A 15615-nucleotide genomic window follows, 5' to 3' on the forward strand; every position below is an offset into this window, starting at 1 on the left:
CCACCCTTCCAACCCACATCGCCCGCAACCAACTCCCGCCCATGAAAATCGCCATCGCCGGCACCGGCTACGTCGGTCTGTCCAACGCCCTCCTCCTCGCCCAGCACCACACCGTGGTCGCCCTGGATATCGACGCGGCCAAGGTCGACATGCTCAACCGCCGCGAATCGCCGCTGGACGATGTCGAGATCCGCGAATACCTCGCCAAGCCGGAACTGGATTTCACCGCGACGACCGATCCCCGCGTGGCCTACACTGACGCTCAATACGTCGTCATCGCGACCCCGACCGACTACGACACGACATCGAACTACTTCAACACGCGTTCGGTCGAAAGCGTCATCGCGCAGGTGCGGGAGATCAACCCTGACGCGGTGATGGTGGTCAAATCCACTGTACCGGTGGGCTTCACCGCCAAGGCCCGTGCACAGTTCGGCACTGACAAAGTGCTGTTCTCGCCGGAATTCCTGCGCGAAGGCCGGGCGCTGTACGACAACCTGCACCCCAGCCGGATCATCGTGGGCGAGCGCTCCGAACGAGCTGAGATCTTTGCCCGTCTGCTGCAGGAAGGCGCAATCAAGCAAGACGTGCCGGTGCTATTCACCGAAGCCACCGAGGCCGAGGCGATCAAGCTGTTCGCCAACACCTATCTCGCGATGCGCGTGGCGTACTTCAATGAGCTTGATACCTACGCCTGCACGCATGGCCTGGATACCCGGCAGATCATCGAAGGTGTAAGCCTCGACTCGCGCATCGGCAGCCACTACAACAACCCGTCGTTCGGGTACGGCGGCTATTGCCTGCCCAAGGACACCAAGCAACTGCTCGCCAATTACAGCGACGTGCCGCAGAACATGATCCACGCCATCGTGGAAGCGAATCGGACACGCAAGGACTTCATCGCGGACGACGTGATCCGGCGAAACCCGAAGGTGGTCGGCATCTATCGGCTCGTCATGAAGACCGGCTCCGACAACTTCCGCGCCTCGGCGATCCAGGGCGTCATGAAGCGCATCAAGGCCAAGGGCATCGAAGTCGTCGTGCACGAGCCTGTACTGGACGCGCCGGAGTTCTACCATTCACGCGTGGTCAACGACCTCGTCGCCTTCAAGGCGAAGGCCGACGTCATCATCGCAAACCGGTTGACTCGGGACCTCGAGGACGTCAGGGCGAAGGTCTACACCCGCGACCTGTTCGGCTTCGATTAATCCCGCTCTACGGGGAAATAATAGATGAATATTCTAATTACCGGCGCAGCCGGATTCGTGGGATTTCACTCGTCGCAACGACTGCTCGATAATGGGCACAGCATCGTCGGAATCGACAACCTCAATGATTATTACGATGTGAGATTGAAGGAGGCGCGCCTCTCGCAGCTTTCTGCTCGCGAAGGGTTTTCGTTCAACCGCCTGGATCTTGCAAATCGTGAAGGCATGGCAAGCCTATTTGCGGAGAACGAATTTGACGTGGTGCTCCACCTCGGGGCTCAGGCAGGTGTTCGCTATTCTATCGACAATCCGTTTGCGTATATCGACAGCAACCTCACTGGCACATTGACCGTGCTCGAGGGCTGCCGCCATCACCGCATCAAGCATCTCATCTACGCGTCCTCCTCCTCAGTGTATGGCGCCAACACCAAGCAGCCTTTCTCTATCGAAGACAGGGTAGATGCGCCGGTTTCGCTCTACGCAGCCACAAAAAAAGCTGACGAGTTGATGTGCCAAACATATGCGCATCTCTATCGATTCCCGATCACGGGCTTGCGCTTCTTTACGGTCTACGGCCCCTGGGGCCGGCCCGACATGGCGTACTTCAAGTTCGCAAATGCCATTACCGCCGGAAAGTCGATCGATGTATATAATTACGGCGACATGAAGCGAGACTTCACCTATATCGACGATATTGTGGACGGAATCCAGACCCTCGTAGAGGGCGCCCCACTGGCGGCTTCAGATGAGACCCCACACCGGATCTACAACTTGGGCAATAACAACCCCGAGCAGTTGCTGGAGATGATCTCCCTGCTTGAGGACGCGCTTGGCCGCCAGGCGAAGAAGAACATGCTAGATATGCAGCCAGGCGACGTGTATGCGACGTATGCTGACATCGATCGTAGCGCACAGGATTTCGGCTTCTCGCCCAAGACCGACCTTGCGACCGGCTTGCAGCGTTTCGCTGCATGGTATCGCGAATTCTATCCCGAACGCGCACGATGATCCTGTAGGGCCGCAATGCAATCGGCGATCGGCATGAAATTATCCCGGCTCCGCGAACGCCTCCTGGGTGGAGACGCTAGCGACGTTGTGCGTGGAATGCTGACGCTGGCTTTGGGATCGGGAATGGCCCGACTGATCGGCATCGCAGCGATTCCTCTCCTTACCCGTATCTACAGCCCTTCTGACTATGGCGCACTGTCTGTCTACAGTGCCCTTGTCGCAGTAATCGCCCCAATGCTGACGCTGCGTTATGTGCTCGCCGTTCCGCTGCCGCGCTCGGACGGCATGGCAGCCAATCTGATGATGTTGTCGGGGCTGCTGCTTATAGGTGTCACCGTCATAATCTCACTGCTGGCCTGGTTGTTCGGCGACATCGTTCTTGGCTGGATGTCCATGCAGATTCTTGCCCCTTGGTGGTGGCTCGTCATTCTTGGGGCAGTCGGACTGGCGATGTATGAAGCCCTGAGCCTGTGGGCAACACGCCGGCGAGCGTACCGAGTGATCTCGCAGACCAAAGTTCTCCAGTCAGCACTGAGCGTCCTCGTGAAAGTCTGCCTAGGCCTGGCAGCAATCAAGCCCTTCGGATTGTTACTTGGACACCTAGTAGAGCAAAGCGGGGGTATCAGCTCGTTCTGGCTGCGTTTTCGGCACGATTTCCGCGCCAATGCACACCGCATTCGACGGAGCTCCATGCGGCTGTTGGCCCGCTACTATCGCGGCTTCCCGACGTTTCGCATGCCCTCACAGTTCCTGCTGGTGTTCTCCACGCAGGCGCCCATCATGTTTGCTGCAGCTTTGTTCGGTGCCAGCGCCACTGGTCAACTTGGCCTGGCCCTTATGGCGCTGGCAATACCCAGCAACCTGATCGGGCAATCAGTCGGGCAGGCATTCTACGGCGAGATCGCACGATTACCAAAGGGCTCCGAAGTCCGCATCAAGGCACTCGCCTACTCGGTGCAGAAGAAACTTTTCCTCGTCGGCTTACCTCTGACTCTCGTACTGGTGCTATTGGGGGAGCCACTCTTCCATGTGGCGTTTGGAGCACGCTGGACCGATGCGGGGCGTTATGCGTCGATCCTAGCTCCGTTCATACTCCTGCAGCTGACTTCGGCACCGCTTGTGCAGATTCTAAATATCTACAACGCACAAGGCGCATTTCTAATCATCAACGCGATCCGAGCAGCCGGTCTTCTTGCGATTTATCAAGGCTGCCTGATTTTCTCACTCCCTCAACGCCAATTCATTTACTTGCTGAGCGGATTTCTTTTCGGTTTTTATCTCTTGATAACACTCTACATCCTCCACGTGGTCAACAAAGCCGCAGCCCGACACATGGAAGCAAAGAAATGAGGAACCTGTTACGGCTGTTCTACATGCTTGTTTTCGGAGGCGCCAAGCCACGCGTGCGATGGCATCTGCGCGTCATGATATATGCGCGAGAGAACGGCTACAGCACCCTAGGTCGATTTATCGAGACGCGATTGCAACGCAAGCACGGCCTCTTTATTTCGCGCAAAGCGACCTTCCCCGCATCAATGGACCTCAAGCATCCGACCGGCGTTGTGATTGGCGAGGGCGTGGTGATAGGTGAATCTGTCAAAATCTATCAGAATGTCACGCTCGGCGGAGCGCGCTCCGGCGATTGGAAATCCAATAATTACCCTACTGTCGGAGCCGGTACCACGATTTTCGCTGGCGCCGTCGTGGTTGGTCGTGTCAACGTCGGTCGCAATTGCATCATCGGCGCAAATGCCGTCGTGACCCGAGACGTTCCCGACAACGCCACCGCTGTCGGAATTCCGGCCCGTATTGTCACAAATTCTCCCCCCGCCTCCTTGTCCGAGCAAATGCACCCATGAGCAACAGCGCTGTCCTGCATGTAAAAAAGTCCCGCCTCGAAGGCCGCGTTTCTCTCGCCGGCGCCAAGAATTCTGCGCTTCGGCTGCTAGCTGCCAGCATTCTCACCGACGGCGTGCTGGAGCTGCGGAACTACCCGGCTGGCCTTCTGGATACCCAGGTGCATGTAGACATGCTGCGTGCGCTCGGCAAGTCTGCAGAGATCGTCGGTAAAGACGTCATCCGTATCAGCGAGACGCAATCGCTGTTGAGCCAGCTGAGATGGGAGGGCCGTTCGATTCGCAATACGCTTCTCATCTTGGGCGCGCTTACCGCGCGCTTGGGTGCCGGCAGCGTCCCGCTTCCCGGTGGCTGCAAGCTCGGAGAAAGAAAGTACGACCTGCATGTGATGCTCCTGGAACGCCTCGGCGCCCGCGTTTGGGAGGATGATGACTATTTGTATGCAGAAGCTCCCAGCGGTTTGGTGGGCGCCGATATCCACCTTCCAATGCGCTCTACGGGTGCCACCGAGAATGCAATTCTTGCCGGCACCTTGGCCAAAGGCATCACACGGGTTTGGAATCCTCACATCCGCCCGGAAATCTTGGATCTCATTGCCCTTCTCAACTCGATGGGTGCACGCATTACTGTGTTCGGACAGGAGCACATTGAAATCCGTGGAGTGGACGCCCTGCACGGCGCTGAGCATCGGGTGATTGCCGACAACATGGAGGCTATTACCTGGCTTTCTGCCGCCGTCATCACTGGCGGAGACATTGAGATCGCCGACTTCCCGCATGCGGATCTGGAAGTGGTGCTGGCCCATTTGCGATCCGCCGGTGCGCGTCTTTACGTCGGTGACGACTCACTGATTGTGAGGGGCGGTACTTGCTACCCGATCGAGATCAGCACTGGTCCACATCCTGGAATCAACTCCGACGTGCAACCGATCCTTGCGGCATGGGGAGCGATGGCCCGAGGCGAATCGCGTATCGTCGATCTTCGGTTCCCCGGCCGTTATGGATATGCCGAGGAGATGGCGAAAATGGGGGTTCGCCATGACGTGGACGGCGACATGCTGCGCATTCATGGTCAAGGCGGAGCGCTTCAGGGCGCGGAAGTGCGCGCATTGGATCTCAGAGCTGGCGCAGCATTGACACTTTGCGGCTTGGCGGCCGAGGGCGAGACCGTCGTGACGGATGCTTGGCAGATCTCGCGTGGCTATGTCGATTTTGCTGAGAAGCTTCAGGCAATGGGCGCAGACATAAGATGGGCTTGAAGAAGGCCGCTGTCGAACTAGCCCGGCTATTTCCTGGAGCTGTGCGGTGCGATGTACCACTGAGCTCTATAAGTCGCTGGCGGATCGGCGGGAACGCCGACATTCTCGTGTCTCCTCGTAGCATCGATGAGCTCTCCCATCTCCGTGGCTGGCTTTACAGCTGCGGATTGCCTTCGGTCGTCATTGGCGCCACAAGCAATCTGCTGTTCGCGGACGAGGGGCTGCGCGCCGTTGTGATCCAGATCGGTTGCGGCCTTTCTTCGGTGACTATAAGGGGCAGCCGAGTCAATGCGGAGGCCGGAACATGGGTACCGGGCCTCGCCCGACGCGCAATGATGGCGGGGCTTACCGGGATCGAACATACGTGTGGTATTCCCGGCACACTTGGAGGACTGGTTTGCATGAATGGGGGGAGTCAGCGCAAGGGTATTGGTTCCCACGTAGTCTCCGTGGTTTCGGTAGATGTCCGCGGCGAGCGAGTGGAGCGCAACCAGCAAGCATGTGGCTTCGCGTATCGTACGTCGGCGTTCCAGTCGAGCGATGAGATCATTTCCAGCGTGGAACTGGAGCTCGAAGCTGGGGCGGACCACAGAGTTCAGCGGCGGGAGATGCTCGATATCATGCGAAGCCGCCGCTCGAAGTTTCCGCAGAAGCTGCCCAATTGCGGCTCGGTCTTCGTAAGCAACCCCGCCATGTATGCGCAGTACGGACCTCCAGGCAAGGTGATCGAAGCACAAGGGCTGAAGGGACACACGGTCGGCGATGCATTTGTGTCGCATGAGCACGCGAACTTCATCATCAATGGCGGACAAGCGAGGGCCGCCGACGTACTCGCGCTGATTGCACTTGTCAAAGACCAAGTTGCTCGAGCAACGGGCTATTCGATGGCGGTGGAAGCGCGTTATGTCACGCCCGTAGGCACCATCAAGGAGATCTGATGGAAGGCCTTCCCCTCGTCTCGATCGTCTGCGCCTGGTACAACAGGGCTGACTTCCTGCACGACACGCTGCAAAGTCTGCTGACGCAGAGCTTTGATTCCTTCGAGATCGTTCTTGTCAACGATGGAAGCAAGGATCCTCGCGTCCGAGAGATCCTTGACACCTTCGACGATCCAAGGTTAATCGTCATTCACCAGACCAACGCAGGCTTCGTAGCGGCAATTCGTCATGCCATCGACGCTTCGCGCGGGCGCTATATCGCCGTACAAGGCGCTGGTGATGTTTCTGAGCCTGAACGTATTTCCAAGCAGGTTCAAGCGATGGAAGCGGATACACGCCTGGGTGTTGTTGGGTGCCTCAGGCGGCATGAGGCGTACAATGTGGCCGGCGTCTCAACTGCTCTTGGAACCCATGGCAAGGCGGGGCCTGCGTCGATCGATGACTTCCTGAAGGGCGGCAACCCATTCAGCCACGGCGAGGTCATGATCCGTCGCGAGGCGTATGAACAGGTTGGCGGCTACCGCCCATTTTTCATGTTCGCCCAGGATCGCGATCTTTGGATCCGCATAGCAGCCGCGGGCTGGAAAATGAGCAATCTTCCCGATGTTCTGTATGTAAGGCGGAATTTTGCGGGTGATGGGGTGTCGACCAATCGTTCCAAGCTCTATCTTCAGCAGGCCTTCTCCTCTTTCGCACGGCAATGCCACGATGACCGCCTTCGGGACGGCGCTGATGCGGTTGATATTTACGGTGCATCTGCGGGACTACTGCGCCGCCCACACCCGGCACTCGCCGAGGCGTCCGCAAAAATTGCGCTCCAGTCTCTTTACCTAGGAGATATGGACGAAGCGCGCCTGTACGCTCGGCGGGCCTTGGAAGAGCGGTGCAACGTGCGGACATTCGCCACCAGGTTGGCTGTCGAATCTGCAGCACATTTTCCACTCCTCCGCCGTTTTTATCTCAAGCTCCTCGGCCATCGCGCTGGCTGGGAAACGTTGAGCTGAAGCAGCTTTCGCCGAGATTTGATCAGCATGAAGATTTTAGCAGTCGCCTCCGCAGGCGGGCATTGGATTCAGTTGCTACGGCTCAGGCCAGCCTTCGATGGCGCCAAGCTGGTCTATTTGACCACGCAGCAGCCAACCCTAGATGCAGTTGGCGCTAGTCCCTGTCATACGGTTATCGACGCCAACTTCAATCGCAAGTTCAAGCTGGGTCTGATGTCCTTTCAGGTACTTCTTGTGCTTCTGCGTGAACGGCCGGACATCGTGATCTCCACGGGCGCGGCTCCTGGGTTTGTCGCTGTGGTGCTGGGTAAGCTAATGGGCGCCCGCACCATCTGGGTGGATAGCATTGCGAATGCAGAAGAGCTTTCACTTGCCGGACGCAAGGTCGCTCGGTGGGCTGATCACTGGCTTACGCAATGGCCGGAATTGGCCAGAACCTCGGGGCCGATACATCTAGGAGCGGTGTTGTGATCTTCCTGACGACGGGAACCCAGTTACCGTTCGACCGTTTGGTGCGCACGGCCGACGAATGGGCCTTGGAAAGAGGGATCGAGGGTTTCGCACAGATCGGCAACTCATCCCACGTACCTACTGCCCTCACATACGAGCGATTCATAACCCAGCATGAGTTCGAAGAGCGGATCAAGATGTGCACCTGTATAGTTTCACATGCCGGGATGGGAACTATCATTTTGGCACTTACCTACGGAAAACCGGCGATTTTGATGCCTCGCCGGTTTTCTTTGGGCGAACATCGGAACGATCATCAGCTGGCTACTGCCCGCAAACTGGCCGATCGCCCATTCCTGCGCTTCATCCAAGAGGCCGATGAGCTTGACGCGGCCTATCGCGACCTGACTTCCGGAGTCAATCTTGGAGAGCGCATATCCCCCTACGCGGACGAGCGCCTTATCCGAAACTTGCGCGGACTGATATTCGGCCAGACCACGGAGCATGCGACATGAATTATTCCGGATTGAATCCCGTGCTCACGTCCGCGCCGGCCGGCCACGCCGGCGTGCGGTTGACGCATGTCGCTGGAATGCTGGCGGTATTGATCGCAGCAACACTGCACAACTCACTCGGAATGTTGGCTGCGATTCTCTTTTCCGCAGCCAACGGCAATCTTCTACGGAGCCGCCTGAACATCGGATGGTTCTCCGGCGCGTTTTATCTGATTGCCGCTTACGTGCTTGTTCGGCTTCTATTTCCCTCCCTAGTACCGCTGGGCGTACAAGCGCAAGAAGTCCTGAGGTTCGCTGTATTCGCCATATTCGCTTATTCGCTGCGAAGCATGCGCATCCAGGAACTCGTAACCGTGCTCATGATGTTCCTGGGCTTCTTGCTCGCCCCTCTAGCGATAGACCTGGTCACTGGCGCAGTGCTGTCGGACAGTTACCGATACCGTTCGATCATGCCCCACGCCAACCACCTCGGCTACGTCTGCGCTACGATTCTTATCACCTTCTCCTATTTGCATTTCGGCAAGATCTATTCGCCGCGAGGCTTATCCCTGTTCATGGGCGCCGCTCTTGGCATGCTGCTCGCATCCAAGAGCTCCGGCGCTCTGTTCGTCTTCATCTCGGGCGTACTGACAATTTTCCTGAGCTTGCGTTTCAGCGCGGCGCGCCTTTTCTATGCGGCTATCGCGGTGACGCTGGCAGGAGTACTGATTCAGACTCCAGTCGGCCAGTACGCACTTGAGAAGATAACGGTTTCCGATCTGGATCTGATTGTCGAGAAAGCACGAAGTCACGAGTTCGGGAACCAAGGCTCATCCTTTGCTTGGCGCGCCTCCTATTGGATCGCAATGCTCGATGCCCAATTTGCCAGCGGCTGGCCGATCGTGCTTTTCGGGCAAGGCGGGGGAGCCACTGGCGGCGGTAACTACGTGTTCGATTTCATCTCCAAGGATCCTCATTCTGACTTTGTTCGCGTCTTTATTGAGTACGGTGCTCTGGGCAGCCTGCTGATTCTTCTTGCACTTGCGCGGGCCTGCATGAAATCCGGTCCTGTGGTGATCGCATTCGTTCTACTGTTTGGCCCGATGCTAACCGGAAACAGCATTATCTCCCCTCCCGTTATTTTCCCTATCCTGATTAACCTTTTCCTCATAAAGAGGCTGTCAGAGTTCCAGAAATGAGCCGAAGAATTTTTCTCAGTACACCGTTGCGCAACGAGTTCGATAACATTCCTGATCTTTACAGGGCTGTCTCATCCCAGGATGTAAGCATCTCCATATGGGTCATCGTCGAAAACGGATCAACCGATGGCTCACAGGAACTCCTCCAAACGCTCCCTAAGCCATCCAATGTGGAGCAATTGATCGTACTCAACGAAGATACCGAGTCCGGCGAGTACGCACTGGGTCAGAAGTACGCGCGGATCGTGTCTCGGGGCTTTGATGAGATCAGAGCAAGAGTGGATCTTCAACCAGAAGACCTCATTGGAATACTTGATGCGGACAGTTTTCCATCCGATGGCTACTATCGGATACTGACACTCGCTTTCGATCAAAACCCTCGGCTTGGCCTTGCGAGTGGCGTCAGCTGCGATACGGGAACAGAGAAGAAATCCATCCATGCAGCTGACTGGGTCCGGGGTAGCTGCCGTCTGTGGCGTGGGGCCTGCATGTTGCAATCGGGCTACATCGTCGGACCCTCGGCTGACACCCTTTCCTTGGCTCGCGCCGAGATCGATGGCTGGCAGGCGGACGTCGTAAAGGACGCGATGTTCAAAGCGCGTGAAGTAGGTACTCGGTCAAAGCAGCGCTACTACGGAAGCTCGGCATATTTTCGTGGAAACACGTTGACCTACGCATTGGTGCGCTTTGGAAAGTTTCTAGCTTACGGGCGTTTTTCTGACGCCCGTGACTATCTTGCCGGCTATTGCAGCGCACGCTCTGACGACGCGCCTCGTATCGACGACGAGCAGATCCGTGACTATTTCGAGCAATATCTTCCCCGGAAGATCAAGAAGCGCCTTGGTTTGACAGGCCGCTGAAAATCTCCTTAAAGGCTCGAATGTGAAGAAGAATTACTTCCCCCTCGTTGATCTCTCGCGGTTTTTTGCCGCAGTTCTCGTTCTCATCTATCACTTGGGATATTCGACCTGGCAGCCACGCAGCAACGGATATTTTATCCACGACGGGCTCTACACCATCCCACAGATGTCTTGGGCATGGTTTGGATACATAGGCGTTCAGATATTCTTCGTTATTTCAGGATTTGTAATAACGAATTCCGCGGCAAAATCTTCTATCTCCCAGTTCGTGATCGGACGCATCACGCGCCTTTACCCCACACTTTGGATATGTGCAACCATAACGCTCGGAGTTTGCATATATGCAGAGCTCTATTCTGAAAGCCAACTGTTGCGCAGGTACTTAGGTTCTCTGCTACTTCTCCCGAAGTCGCCTTGGATGGAAGGGGTATATTGGACGCTTGTACTGGAAGTTATTTTCTACGCACTAGTAGGCCTGATGATACTGCGACGGTGCATCGATCGCATCGACCTGCTGGCGTTGGGTCTTGCTGTCTACAGTGGCTCGGCAATCATCGTGTCCTGGCTTTTCCACGGCACTGATGTTGAGTGGTTGAACTCAGCTATAGCCCTCGCGCGCGGAAAGCGCCAGTTGCTTGCTTGGCACGGCGTTTTCTTTGCGATGGGAATCTACTTCTACCTTGCAGCCGTCGGCCGCTTACAACGCAGCGGTATCATCTTCGCGATTTTGACGCTGAGCTTGTGCTGCCTGCAGATCTATGTAGGAACTGCGCTACCCCGCGCCGAAGCGCTCGCGGAAATCAGTGAAGCAGAGATGACCATGCGGTCAGCGTGGGTGCCGATTGTCGCATTCCTCGGCTTCACCGCAATCATTCCGGTTTCAATCTACAAGGGCGCGTGGATTATTGAGCGTCTATCGACGAGAACCATCGCATGGCTGCGGGTGTTGGGACTTATGTCATACCCCATCTACCTTCTGCACTTTACTTTGGGCCTAGTGCTCATGCGCGAGATGGTCTCTCTCGGAGGCAACCCTCTCGCGGCACTGTTGCTCGCGTGCGCTACTGTGCTGATCCTTTCATGGTTCATCGTAAAGTTTGTTGAACCACCGATGCAGAGCTGGACCAAGAACCGCTTGCTCAAGGTGAATGCGCTGCTCAGCTCTCGGGATTGAAGATCAATCCTGACCACTGGCCTCGAATCGCAGTAGATGCGATAGTACTGATAGACGCACGAGTCTTTTTGTACACATCGCGATTTCACTATCCAAGAATCGACCGCCCATTTTCCTTGCCTTATTTGATTCCACTAAAAAATGAGAAGGCATCATTGGTCATTGACTTCATTGGCAGCAATTGCGCCGCAGGCACGCGCCCTGTTTTTTCTGGTAGCGCTTTTTTTATCCGGCGGCGCTACACAAGCGGCTGAGTGCTCCAGCTACATTCCACCGCCGGTTTCAGAACTCAAGACTGTCAGCTTTTATGGCGATGCCCGGTCATCCATAGTCAGCAAGGCAAGGATGTCCCAGTACTCTTCTGACATCGCCCGTCTTAATGATTTCTCCTTCCACGTGAGCAAAAGCGCAAACGACTTCATGGAGGGCGATGAATGCGCTGGCCTGAACGCCCTGGCGCTTCTTCGCGAATGGTCAAAATCCAACGCACTGAACAAGCTCGACGGCTTTCAAGCAAATGTTGCAGCAATGTTCATGGGCATTCCGGCTGTGGTGGCCTACGCCAAAGTTTCCACGCTTTGCCACGAAAGCGACTGCGTGGTTATCCAGCAATGGCTACTGCGCCTGGCCAGAAGGTCGAGCATCTATTTCTCATCGCCAAACCGGCCACGCAACAACCTTTACTACTGGTCTTCCACTTTCTCCATTCTCGCGGGGAAGTACGCGCATGATCCCCGACTCTTCGAGTACGGAAAAGACGGTGTCATCCGTGGCTTTTCTTCGCTCGGGCGGTCCGGATTTTCGTTAGAGAATGAGCGCGGACAGCGCGCCCAAACATACAACAGGTTTGCGTTTACCGCTCTGTCGTGGGGCGCTGCCGCAGTGTCTAAAGAGTTCATGGTCGACCTCTATCGTCAGAACCCTGAAGTGAAGGCATTCTTGGATGGCCATCGATCTCAGTCTGAAATCTCCATTGATGTTCTTCACCCCTCGAAATCTCGCCAAGTAGAAGCATCCTCAACCTGGCGTCTTCCGTGGGATATTCTTCTTCTCTCCGAGCAGAGCTGCGCTACTATGAGCTCGAAAGAGCGCTACAGAATTCTGGGGCTCGACACTCCGAAGCTTCTGACGGTGCTTTGGGAACTGGAACCATGCACCTGACTAGGTTTCGGGGCATCTAGAGTGCGTTATTGGTTTTGATTCCGTTTCTTTGATGCCAGCGCAGTCCGCCATTTTCGGCAGAAGAGTTGGATACGCTCAATCCCACCAACGCCAGCGCGACTGCGGCTTCTCCGCGCCCGACATCGCGACGCCGGCCTTCGCGAACCAGCGTTCGGTGTCAGGCCTGGTAATGTCGCGCGCAGCGCCCAGCGCGACGAGGCCGGCCAGCCCGGCAGCGAGCATGATGCCGCGCACGTCGAGCGACAGGCTGCGCAACAGACGCAGCGTGCCGAGGCAGGCGGCCAGACCCAGCGCCACGCCGGCGATCACCTCGCTCGGCGGATGCGCGCCGGTCGGGACGCGCGACCAGGCCACGAGCGCCGCAAGCCCCGCCCCGGCAAGCGTGGTCACCGCGCGCAGGGCGCGGTGGCGCGGGGGCACGAGCAGTGCGAACAGCGCCGGCCAGGCGAGCCACGCGAGCGCCGCATGACCGCTGAAGCAGGTCAGGTCCCAGTAACGGATGCCGGTGCCCCAGCCATAGAACGCGACCTTGCTGGCGGCGACGAGCGCGAGACTGCCAGCGACGAGGGCGGCCCAGTGCAGCAAGCCGCCGGTCGACAGCCGCGCGGCCCCGGGCCGGAGCCTCAGCCACAGGGCGACGGCGACCAGCAGTGGCACGACGAGCACGGCGTCGCCGAGCGGGGTCAGGGCGTTCCAGGCCATGGAAATCCATATGGGGGAACCGGGCGCCGACGGCAGTCGGGACGGATCGATTGTAGGCGCGCGAGATGGCGGGGGCCTGAAGCGTGAGCGGCGGCCGCTGCCCGGTGTCATGTGGACGCGGCCGCCTGCCGCATCGTCAGGCGAGACGGTGAGGTGCATCGCAGACGCCGCTTTGGGCTACAATCATCGGCCGCCCTCCTCCGCTTCGCGGTGGTCGGCCGGACAACGCGCCTGTAGCTCAGCCGGATAGAGTAGTGGCTTCCGAAGCCATTGGTCGGGGGTTCGAATCCCTCCAGGCGCGCCATCTTCGGTCCGATGGATTCGAGCGCTGATACGCGCAGAAGCCATGTCCACGACGCTGCCCCCCCCATCGCGCGCCGGCAGAACGGCTGGGCATGGGCCACCGCGCAGGTTACCCCTTGTTTCGCTTCCTGTCCGGTGCCTGCGACAGCGCGGATCCCGCCGCTGTCTTCGCGTCCTTGCTGCTGCCTTTGTTCTTCAGCGTGTTGGAGGCCCCAGTCGCAGCCTTGGGGCTGGTCTTCTCGTTCTTCGCCATGCCGCTGGATTCCCGGGATGCCGGCGGCTGCCGGCCGATAGAACCCGCAGATCGAGCGGCGCTGCGCCAGACCTACCACGGTTGACGACACGCGCACCGTTGGCGGCTCTTGGGTTCGCCTCACCGCCCCCGTTAAGCGCCGTCATACCAGGCTCGACTCGCCGCCTGACGTGCTCACGAGACAGATGGGCGCGTAGAGTAGGTGCGCGCGCACCACAGATGTTCGAGATGCTGTCGTCGAACTTCGAATCGCGCCTGTCCCTCGATCTGCGCAATCTTGAGACCGGGCGCATCCACCGCCGCGACTATGCCGGCAAGCGCTGTTACGGGTCGCTGGCCAAGGTCGGCAGCCGCTGGGAGCTTCCGGCGGTCACCGACCGGTACGAGGACGGGTCGCTGCGGGAGCTTCGGCGCCAACGCACTCTCACAATGCTTGTCGCTCCAACGATCAAAGCCTGATGCGTCACCACGCCACCTCAATTAAAAGTCCGGCCGTACACCCTAGACGCCTTAGCATTACTGCGATAGAAGGCACGGAACGATCGCCCGCACCGACAGGGCGGACCGGGCGACACATCACACGCCACTTGCAAGCCGTCGGGGTCAGGCGCCGATCAAACTGGCGCACTCACGACGGCACCCGCTCAAAGCATCAGTGTGAAACCGAGCTGCAGGCCACGTAGATCTGCCCCCGGTCGGTCCGGCGGCAGGCCGCCCGTGGCCGCGCCGGCGAAGCGGTAGTTCGCCTGCCCGCGATTGTGCAGAACGTTGTAGCCGGCGTAGCCGATCAGATAAGCATTGAATGTGCGCCGATAGAGCACGCCAATCTGACGTGCGTGATCACCGAGCCCGCTCCGGTCGTGCAGGATGCCGACGCCGGCACCGATAATGTCCTTATCGTTGAGCGTGTACTTCACCGAGAGCTCGGCGGCATCGATGTCGACCTCCTTCCCCCAGCGCGCCGAGTGGGTGCCGAGGTACCAGGTGAGATCGCCGCTGCGGTAGTTGCCGCCAGCGAACATCGAGAATCGACGGTTGCCGGCAGGGCCGTCGAGGGTCTGCGCAGAGATCACGCCCTGCCACGAGCCGCGATCGTAGGTGACTGCGAATTCGCGGCTGGGACCCGAGCGATGCGGGTCGTCATCGCCCCTGCCCCAGTAGGCGGACAGTTGCCAGGCACCCAGTTTCGGCGTCGTATAGGACAGCGTGTCGGGCGTGCGGTAGGTGTACCAGGCGAAGTTATTGATCGCTGATGCATGGGTTCCGCTCTCGGCGACATCGAGCCGGTCGGCGTGCACGAACATCAGGGCGTTCTGCGTGCCGTAACGCAGTTCGCCCCAACCTCCAGCAATGCCTGCCCATGCCTGCCGGTTGAACAGCGCGTTGCCGGTGCGCGCCAGGGTGCCTTCGGACGGATTGAAGCCCGCCTCAAGCTTGAAGCTGAGCTTGACTGGGCCCGCGGCGGTATCGCCCACCAGACCGAAGCGGCTGGCCAAATACCCATTGGACCCGACGTCGCTTTGCCAAGTGTCTCCGGTGTTGACGTGCTGATAGAACACGTCGACGACCGCGAACGGCTTCAGCGTGGATTGGGCGTGCGCCACCGCTGGCAACAGTGCGACGCCGATGGCACCCCACGTCATGTGCCTGACCAACATGCTCTTCCTCCACCGCGCCAGCCAAGGCCAGTGCGGTCATCGTGATGGTTACCGCGGAACATGCGCG

Annotated in this window: 17 protein-coding genes and 1 tRNA gene; 16 read left to right on the top strand and 2 right to left on the bottom strand. The window is 58.3% G+C overall.

All coding sequences use genetic code 11. From position 1 onward, the window contains the following. Window positions 1-41: 41 nt before the first annotated feature. The 13 genes from MNO14_RS14900 to MNO14_RS14960 all read left to right on the top strand — a co-directional run bounded on the left by MNO14_RS14900 (window position 42) and on the right by MNO14_RS14960 (window position 12611). Window positions 42-1208: a nucleotide sugar dehydrogenase gene (locus MNO14_RS14900; RefSeq protein ID WP_241944468.1), complete on the top strand. Its 1167-nt coding sequence runs from the start codon at window positions 42-44 to the stop codon at window positions 1206-1208. 24 nt (window positions 1209-1232) lie between these two features. Continuing rightward, window positions 1233-2216, top strand: a complete 984-nt coding sequence (locus MNO14_RS14905; RefSeq protein WP_241944469.1) for an NAD-dependent epimerase — start codon at window positions 1233-1235, stop codon at window positions 2214-2216. A 123-nt stretch (window positions 2217-2339) separates the two neighbouring features. Beyond that, window positions 2340-3566, top strand: coding sequence for an oligosaccharide flippase family protein (locus MNO14_RS14910; RefSeq protein WP_241944470.1), 1227 nt, complete (start codon window positions 2340-2342; stop codon window positions 3564-3566). Continuing rightward, a complete protein-coding gene (locus MNO14_RS14915; protein WP_241944471.1) occupies window positions 3563-4075 on the top strand; it encodes a hypothetical protein in 513 nt (170 codons plus the stop codon). Before MNO14_RS14910 ends, MNO14_RS14915 begins: the two co-directional genes overlap by 4 nt. Next, window positions 4072-5331, top strand: coding sequence for a UDP-N-acetylglucosamine 1-carboxyvinyltransferase (locus MNO14_RS14920; protein WP_241944472.1), 1260 nt, complete (start codon window positions 4072-4074; stop codon window positions 5329-5331). The genes MNO14_RS14915 and MNO14_RS14920 overlap by 4 nt, the downstream gene beginning before the upstream one ends. Further along, window positions 5328-6269, top strand: a complete 942-nt coding sequence (gene murB, locus MNO14_RS14925; protein WP_241944473.1) for a UDP-N-acetylmuramate dehydrogenase — start codon at window positions 5328-5330, stop codon at window positions 6267-6269. The genes MNO14_RS14920 and murB overlap by 4 nt, the downstream gene beginning before the upstream one ends. Beyond that, window positions 6269-7273 carry a glycosyltransferase family A protein gene (locus MNO14_RS14930; protein ID WP_241944474.1) on the top strand — a complete coding sequence of 335 codons (1005 nt, stop codon included), beginning with the start codon at window positions 6269-6271 and terminating at the stop codon, window positions 7271-7273. Before murB ends, MNO14_RS14930 begins: the two co-directional genes overlap by 1 nt. 27 nt (window positions 7274-7300) lie before the next feature. Next, window positions 7301-7744: a hypothetical protein gene (locus MNO14_RS14935; RefSeq protein ID WP_241944475.1), complete on the top strand. Its 444-nt coding sequence runs from the start codon at window positions 7301-7303 to the stop codon at window positions 7742-7744. After that, window positions 7741-8238, top strand: coding sequence for a glycosyltransferase (locus tag MNO14_RS14940; RefSeq protein ID WP_241944476.1), 498 nt, complete (start codon window positions 7741-7743; stop codon window positions 8236-8238). The genes MNO14_RS14935 and MNO14_RS14940 overlap by 4 nt, the downstream gene beginning before the upstream one ends. Continuing rightward, window positions 8235-9416 carry a hypothetical protein gene (locus MNO14_RS14945; RefSeq protein ID WP_241944477.1) on the top strand — a complete coding sequence of 394 codons (1182 nt, stop codon included), beginning with the start codon at window positions 8235-8237 and terminating at the stop codon, window positions 9414-9416. The genes MNO14_RS14940 and MNO14_RS14945 overlap by 4 nt, the downstream gene beginning before the upstream one ends. Then, a complete protein-coding gene (locus MNO14_RS14950; RefSeq protein WP_241944478.1) occupies window positions 9413-10276 on the top strand; it encodes a glycosyltransferase family A protein in 864 nt (287 codons plus the stop codon). Before MNO14_RS14945 ends, MNO14_RS14950 begins: the two co-directional genes overlap by 4 nt. A gap of 22 nt (window positions 10277-10298) precedes the next feature. After that, the gene (locus tag MNO14_RS14955; RefSeq protein ID WP_241944479.1) at window positions 10299-11450 is read left to right on the top strand and encodes an acyltransferase; all 1152 of its coding nucleotides are present in this window, start codon (window positions 10299-10301) and stop codon (window positions 11448-11450) included. A 162-nt stretch (window positions 11451-11612) separates the two neighbouring features. Then, complete coding sequence (locus MNO14_RS14960; protein ID WP_241944480.1) at window positions 11613-12611, top strand: alginate lyase family protein; 999 nt, start codon at window positions 11613-11615, stop codon at window positions 12609-12611. Between the two features lie 96 nt (window positions 12612-12707). Here the strand turns inward: MNO14_RS14960 and MNO14_RS14965 are convergent, their stop codons facing one another. Next, window positions 12708-13334, bottom strand: a complete 627-nt coding sequence (locus tag MNO14_RS14965; protein WP_241944481.1) for a phosphatase PAP2 family protein — start codon at window positions 13332-13334, stop codon at window positions 12708-12710. A 227-nt stretch (window positions 13335-13561) separates the two neighbouring features. On the opposite strand from MNO14_RS14965, the gene MNO14_RS14970 reads away from it, so the two are divergent. The 3 genes from MNO14_RS14970 to MNO14_RS14980 all read left to right on the top strand — a co-directional run bounded on the left by MNO14_RS14970 (window position 13562) and on the right by MNO14_RS14980 (window position 14349). Beyond that, window positions 13562-13638, top strand: a tRNA-Arg gene (locus MNO14_RS14970). 115 nt (window positions 13639-13753) lie between these two features. Continuing rightward, window positions 13754-13975 (top strand): hypothetical protein, encoded by a 222-nt coding sequence (locus MNO14_RS14975; protein WP_241944482.1) that lies wholly within the window; start codon window positions 13754-13756, stop codon window positions 13973-13975. A gap of 134 nt (window positions 13976-14109) precedes the next feature. After that, window positions 14110-14349, top strand: coding sequence for a hypothetical protein (locus MNO14_RS14980; RefSeq protein ID WP_241944483.1), 240 nt, complete (start codon window positions 14110-14112; stop codon window positions 14347-14349). 185 nt (window positions 14350-14534) lie between these two features. On the opposite strand, the gene MNO14_RS14985 is transcribed toward MNO14_RS14980, so the two are convergent. Then, a complete protein-coding gene (locus MNO14_RS14985; RefSeq protein ID WP_241944484.1) occupies window positions 14535-15548 on the bottom strand; it encodes a porin in 1014 nt (337 codons plus the stop codon). Between the last annotated feature and the right edge of the window lie 67 nt (window positions 15549-15615).

Source organism: Luteimonas sp. S4-F44, assembly GCF_022637415.1.
Classification (GTDB): domain Bacteria; phylum Pseudomonadota; class Gammaproteobacteria; order Xanthomonadales; family Xanthomonadaceae; genus Luteimonas.